At 67.1% G+C, this 5,286-nt stretch carries 4 protein-coding genes and 1 pseudogene; 3 read left to right on the top strand and 2 right to left on the bottom strand.

Annotated features, from left to right (window positions below):
- Positions 1–610, bottom strand: a pseudogene (locus ACRDUX_RS19820) (ABC transporter permease); the annotation flags it as partial.
- A gap of 299 nt (positions 611–909) precedes the next feature.
- Between ACRDUX_RS19820 and ACRDUX_RS19815 the strand changes: the two are divergent.
- The gene (locus ACRDUX_RS19815; protein ID WP_526415722.1) at positions 910–1,485 is read left to right on the top strand and encodes a cutinase family protein; all 576 of its coding nucleotides are present in this window, start codon (positions 910–912) and stop codon (positions 1,483–1,485) included.
- Between the two features lie 10 nt (positions 1,486–1,495).
- Here the strand turns inward: ACRDUX_RS19815 and ACRDUX_RS19810 are convergent, their stop codons facing one another.
- On the bottom strand, positions 1,496–2,431 hold the full coding sequence (locus ACRDUX_RS19810; protein ID WP_526415721.1) for an o-succinylbenzoate synthase: 936 nt from the start codon (positions 2,429–2,431) through the stop codon (positions 1,496–1,498).
- A 133-nt stretch (positions 2,432–2,564) separates the two neighbouring features.
- Between ACRDUX_RS19810 and ACRDUX_RS19805 the strand changes: the two genes are divergently transcribed.
- Positions 2,565–3,020 carry a Fur family transcriptional regulator gene (locus ACRDUX_RS19805; RefSeq protein WP_526415720.1) on the top strand — a complete coding sequence of 152 codons (456 nt, stop codon included), beginning with the start codon at positions 2,565–2,567 and terminating at the stop codon, positions 3,018–3,020.
- A 36-nt stretch (positions 3,021–3,056) separates the two neighbouring features.
- Entirely contained in the window at positions 3,057–5,255 is a 2,199-nt protein-coding gene (gene katG, locus ACRDUX_RS19800; RefSeq protein WP_526415719.1) for a catalase/peroxidase HPI, read from the top strand.
- Positions 5,256–5,286: the final 31 nt, after the last annotated feature.

Raw genomic sequence — 5,286 nt, 5'->3', positions numbered from 1 at the left:
GATACAGCGTGAGCTGACTGACGTCGCCGTACTCCGACCATCCGCTGAAGTGATTGAAGGTCACCAGCGACAGGCTGATGGCAAGGGTGATGACGAGTCGGACCAGAATCGCCCGCGGTCTGTCCGCAATGACATGACGCACCTCGTCGACGACCCGCCGTCCGACACCGGACAGCGGCGCGACCCGAAGGACGGCGATGCGCCGCGTCGTCGCGGGCGTGGTGACGTCGACCTCGACGTTGCGCGCCCGCGCAACCGCGAGAACGGCCTCGGCCACCGCAGCCCTGGCGAGCGCCACCGCGACGACGGCATTTGCGCGTGCCTGGTCGGCCGGCGTCGCCAACTCCCTGGTCGACGACACGCCCCGCGCGTGGTCATCGGCACGTGCCAGCCATGGTGCGGACGCGCCCGTCGCTGCGATGTCGTCGGCGACCGCGCCGGTCATCGAGGTCAACTCCGCCTGGGCCGTCGCGATGACCCGGGCAACCGCGGCGTCGTCGTCCCAATCCACGGCAGCGGCGGCGGCATCGACCCGGCGAAGGGAGTCGCCGAGAAACCGCAACTCGTCGACGGCTGCGACGTCGACGGCGGAATCGGCGTCCCTGGGCATGCGGCTAACTGAACCATCCCAAGGTTCCCGGTAGCCCATTACGGCACCACCGCACGATCCCGGATCCGCCACGTCGGTCCAAGAACAGTCAAGATCGGTGATACTGGAGTGACGGGAGTGATAATTGGGTATACGTCCGAAAATTTTCGATCCACCCATCAGGTCAAGGAGCGGCGTTGGACGCCATCGGGAGTACCTCACGGCTGAAATGCCTGGCGGCGTCCCTCTTCGCGCGACGCGCGCCGAGGTCTGCGGTAGCCGTCCTCTTGCTGGTCGCGTCTACCTTGGCGGCCTCGCCGATGCCGTCGGCCACCGCCGCTGACTGCCCGGACATCGAAGTCGTATTCGCAAGAGGAACCGACGAGCCCGCTGGTATCGGCGTCGTCGGCCAGGCATTGGTGGATTCACTGAAATCGCTGGTCAAGGGCAAGTCGGTGCGCTCGTATGCCGTCAAGTACCCGGCGTCCTACGACTTTCTGGCGGTCGCCAACGGTGCCAACGACGCCAGCGCCCACATTCAGGCCACCGCCAAGAACTGCCCCAAGACCAAGATCGTGCTCGGCGGCTACTCACAGGGCGCGGCGGTCGTCGACGTCGTCACCACCTCCCCGATCGCGGGTCTCGGGTTCAGTACGCCGATGCCGGCCGCCATGGCCGATCACGTCCGCGCCGTTGCCGTCTTCGGCAATCCTTCGGCACGGCTCGGTCAGCCCCTGACGACGCTCAGCTCCGTCTACGGGCCCAAGACCGCCGACATGTGCAACACCAACGATCCCATCTGTTCGTTGGGCAAGGACTTCAACTCCCACGTCCAATACCCGCAGTCGGGTCTGGTCAAGAAGGCCGCCCAGTGGATCGTCGACAAACACCTGTGACGGTCGTCGGTCAGGCCGCGGTTCGAGCCGATCTCAGCCGTTCGCGCCACCACGCGACCCCGTCGGGTTCGGACAGCGCATACCGCCGCAGGAATTCCGGTTCCGGCGCGGCCGGCATCGGCGCGACGGGCAGGTAGCCGTCGACGGGGACCAGTGAACGCTGCTTCGCGACGAGGTCGCCGGCCAGCATTGGCACCGTGCCGAGGGCGCACGCGAACGGAAGCTCTTCGAGCGCGCCTGCCAACGCGAGGCCGGACGCGAGACCGATGCTCGTCTCCATCGCCGAGGACACCACACACGGCACGCCGCACTTCTCGGCCAACCGCAACGCGCGCCGCACGCCGCCAAGTGGCCCTGACCGCAAGATGGCGACGTCCGCTTCCCCGGCCCAGGAAACCTCCGCGGCCACCGGGACGTCGACGTTCCGGCGAACGGCCCTCAGCTCGTCGACGGTGTGGCACGGCTGACCGACGTACTCGAGTTCGCCCGCCGCCCTCACCAGCTCTCTGATCGCGGCGATGGCCTGGTCGGCGCTCCACATCCCGTTGGCGCTCAGGCGAATTCGGCCGTCGGGGCCAAGAGCCTCACGAACCGCCCCGACACGGGCCACGTCATCCGCGAGCGAGTCTGGGTGAGCGGCGACCGTGACGTCGGCGGTGCGGCACCCGGAATCGACGACGATGCCGCGGGCGGCGGCGGAACCGACAGCCGGCACGCCGACAGCGATCGGAATTCGGCCGCGCATCGGGTCCGGCCATCCGACCGTGCCACCCTCGATTGCTGCGGTGAGCCACCGCCCCACGGCGCGGGCGTCACAGTCGAGTGATGGACTGAACTCGCCCCAACCCTGCGGGCCCTCGATCAACATGCCTTCGCGCAGGCCCGATCCTTCGATAGTGGGGATGGCGAAGATCGGCGCGTCGTCGAAGTCGATCAGTGCCTTCATCAACAGACAAGCTAGTGCGTCGGGCGGTGGCGAAGGGTCATCGACCCGGCGACCGGTACAGCTGAGGCGCGTTCCTGGTTTTCATCTCGCCAACTCTTGACTCATTCCAGAAAAGCGCGGCATAGTGTCCTACGTGACCCCGTCGTCGGATTACCCGGAGCAGCTGCGGTTGGCTGATCTTCGCGTGACCCGCCCAAGGGTCGCAGTGTTGGAGGCGGTGTGCGAGCACCCGCACGCCGACACGGAGACCATCTTCGATTCGGTGCGGACCGGTCTGCCCGAGGTGTCTCGGCAGACCGTGTACGACGTGTTGGCAGCCCTGACGACAGTGGGCCTGGTGAGGCGGATCCAGCCATCCGGTTCCGTAGCCCGTTATGAGTCAAGGGTCGGCGACAACCACCATCACGTCGTGTGCCGGGCGTGTGGGGTCATCGCCGACGTCGACTGCGCCGTCGGCGAAGTGCCGTGTCTGACTCCTTCCGATGATCAGGGTCTCCTGCAAGGCTTTTCGATCGACGAGGCCGAAGTCATCTACTGGGGCCTCTGTCCTGACTGTTCGATGTCACACACTTCGGGATCACGCCCGTGATCACAGCCCGATTCACCACTCCCGAAAGGAAATACAGTGCCTGAGGAAACCAGTCCCCCCATTGGGGAGGCCCAGACGGAGCCGGCCGGAAGTGGTTGCCCGATCAAGCCCCCCGTCGAGGGTGGCAGCAACCGCGACTGGTGGCCCAATGCGGTCAACTTGAAGATCCTGCAGAAGAACCCCCCGGCCATTGACCCGACCGACGAGGGCTTCGACTACCGCGAGGCCGTCAAATCCCTCGACTTCGAGGCCTTCGAGCGCGATTTCGATGCCCTGCTGACCGATTCGCAGGACTGGTGGCCCGCCGACTTCGGTCACTACGGTCCGCTGTTCGTCCGGATGTCCTGGCACGCCGCGGGCACCTACCGGGTGGAGGACGGCCGCGGTGGCGGCGGGCGCGGTATGCAGCGCTTCGCCCCGCTGAACAGCTGGCCCGACAACGTGAGCTTGGACAAGGCCCGCCGCCTGCTGTGGCCGCTCAAGAAGAAGTACGGCAAGAAGATCTCGTGGTCCGACCTGATCGTCTACGCCGGTAACCGGGCCCAGGAGCAGATGGGCTTCAAGACCGCCGGTTTCGCCTTCGGCCGCCCCGACTTCTGGGAGCCCGAGGAGGACATCTACTGGGGCGCCGAGCACGAGTGGCTGGGCAGCCAGGAGCGCTACGCCGGCTCCGGCACCGACCGGACCAAGTTGGAGAACCCGCTGGGCGCCAGCCACATGGGCCTGATCTACGTGAATCCCGAAGGCCCCGAGGGTAATCCGGATCCGGTGGCCGCGGCCATCGACATCCGCGAGACCTTCGGCCGGATGGCGATGAACGACGAGGAGACCGCGGCGCTGATCGTCGGCGGCCACACGTTCGGCAAGACGCACGGCGCCACCGAGGTGGAGAACGGCGTCGAGCCCGAAGCGGCACCGCTCGAGTTGCAGGGCCTGGGCTGGGACAACTCGGGCCTCGGCAACGAGACCGTCAGCAGTGGCCTCGAGGTGACTTGGACCCACACCCCGACCAAGTGGGACAACTCCTTCCTGGAGATCCTCTACGGCAACGAGTGGGAACTGTTCAAGAGCCCCGCGGGCGCCAACCAGTGGAAGCCCAAGGACGGCGGCTGGGCCAACTCGGTGCCGATGGCGCAGGGCGACGGCAAGACGCACCCGGCGATGCTGACCACCGACCTGTCGATGCGGCTGGACCCCATCTACGGCGCGATCACCCGGCGCTGGCTGGATCACCCGGAGGAGTTGGCCGAGGCCTTCGCCAACGCGTGGTTCAAGCTGCTGCACCGTGACCTGGGCCCCGTCTCGCGCTACCTCGGGCCGCTGGTTCCCCAGCAGACCTGGCTCTGGCAGGACATCACCCCGGCCGGCACGAAGCTCAGTGACGCCGACGTCGCGACCCTGAAGACGGCCATCGCGGGCTCGGGCCTGACTGTGCCGCAGCTGGTTTCGACCGCATGGAAGGCCGCTGCGTCCTACCGGCACAGCGACATGCGCGGCGGCGCCAACGGCGGGCGGCTGCGGCTGCAGCCGCAGCTGGGCTGGGAAGCCAACGAGACCGACGAGCTGGTCCCGATCATCGCCAAGCTGGAGGACATCGCGGCCTCGGCCGGGGTCACGGTGTCGTTCGCCGATCTGGTCGTGCTGGCCGGCAATGTCGGTGTCGAAACCGCCGCCAAGGCAGCCGGATTCGATATCACGGTGCCGTTCACCTCGGGCCGCGGCGATGCCACCCAGGAGCAGACCGACGTCGAGTCGTTCGCCTACCTGGAGCCCAAGGCCGACGGCTTCCGCAACTACGCGGGCAAGGGCCTGCCGCTGCCGTCGGAGTACGTGCTCATCGACCGGGCCAACCAGCTGAACCTGTCCGGTCCCGAGCTGACCGTGCTGGTCGGTGGCCTGCGTGTGCTGGGTGCCAACTACCAGGGCAGCGACCTCGGTGTGCTCACCGACAAGCCGGGCCAGCTGACGACGGACTTCTTCGTCAACCTGCTGGACATGAGCACCAAGTGGGCGCCGTCACCGGCTGATGACGGCACGTACGTCGGCACCGACCGCAGCAGCGGTGCACCGAAGTGGACCGCCAGCCGCGTCGACCTGCTGTTCGGGTCGAACTCGCAGCTGCGCGCGCTCGTCGAGGTGTACGCCGAGGACGGTGCGAAGGAGAAGTTCGTCAAGGACTTCGTCGCGGCGTGGACCAAGGTCACCGACAACGACCGGTTCGATCTCGAGAAGTAGCACCGGAGACTGCAGCCCTCAGGTACGGCAC

The organism is Mycobacterium sp. (assembly GCF_050701675.1).
Classification (GTDB): domain Bacteria; phylum Actinomycetota; class Actinomycetes; order Mycobacteriales; family Mycobacteriaceae; genus Mycobacterium.
This window is presented reverse-complemented; position numbering and strand designations above follow the sequence as displayed.

Excerpts from the sequence above, each read along its gene's own strand:
- ACRDUX_RS19815 (WP_526415722.1), top strand. The coding sequence starts at position 910 with ATGCCGTCGGCCACCGCCGCTGACTGCCCGGACATCGAAGTCGTATTC.
- ACRDUX_RS19810 (WP_526415721.1), bottom strand. The coding sequence starts at position 2,431 with ATGAAGGCACTGATCGACTTCGACGACGCGCCGATCTTCGCCATCCCC.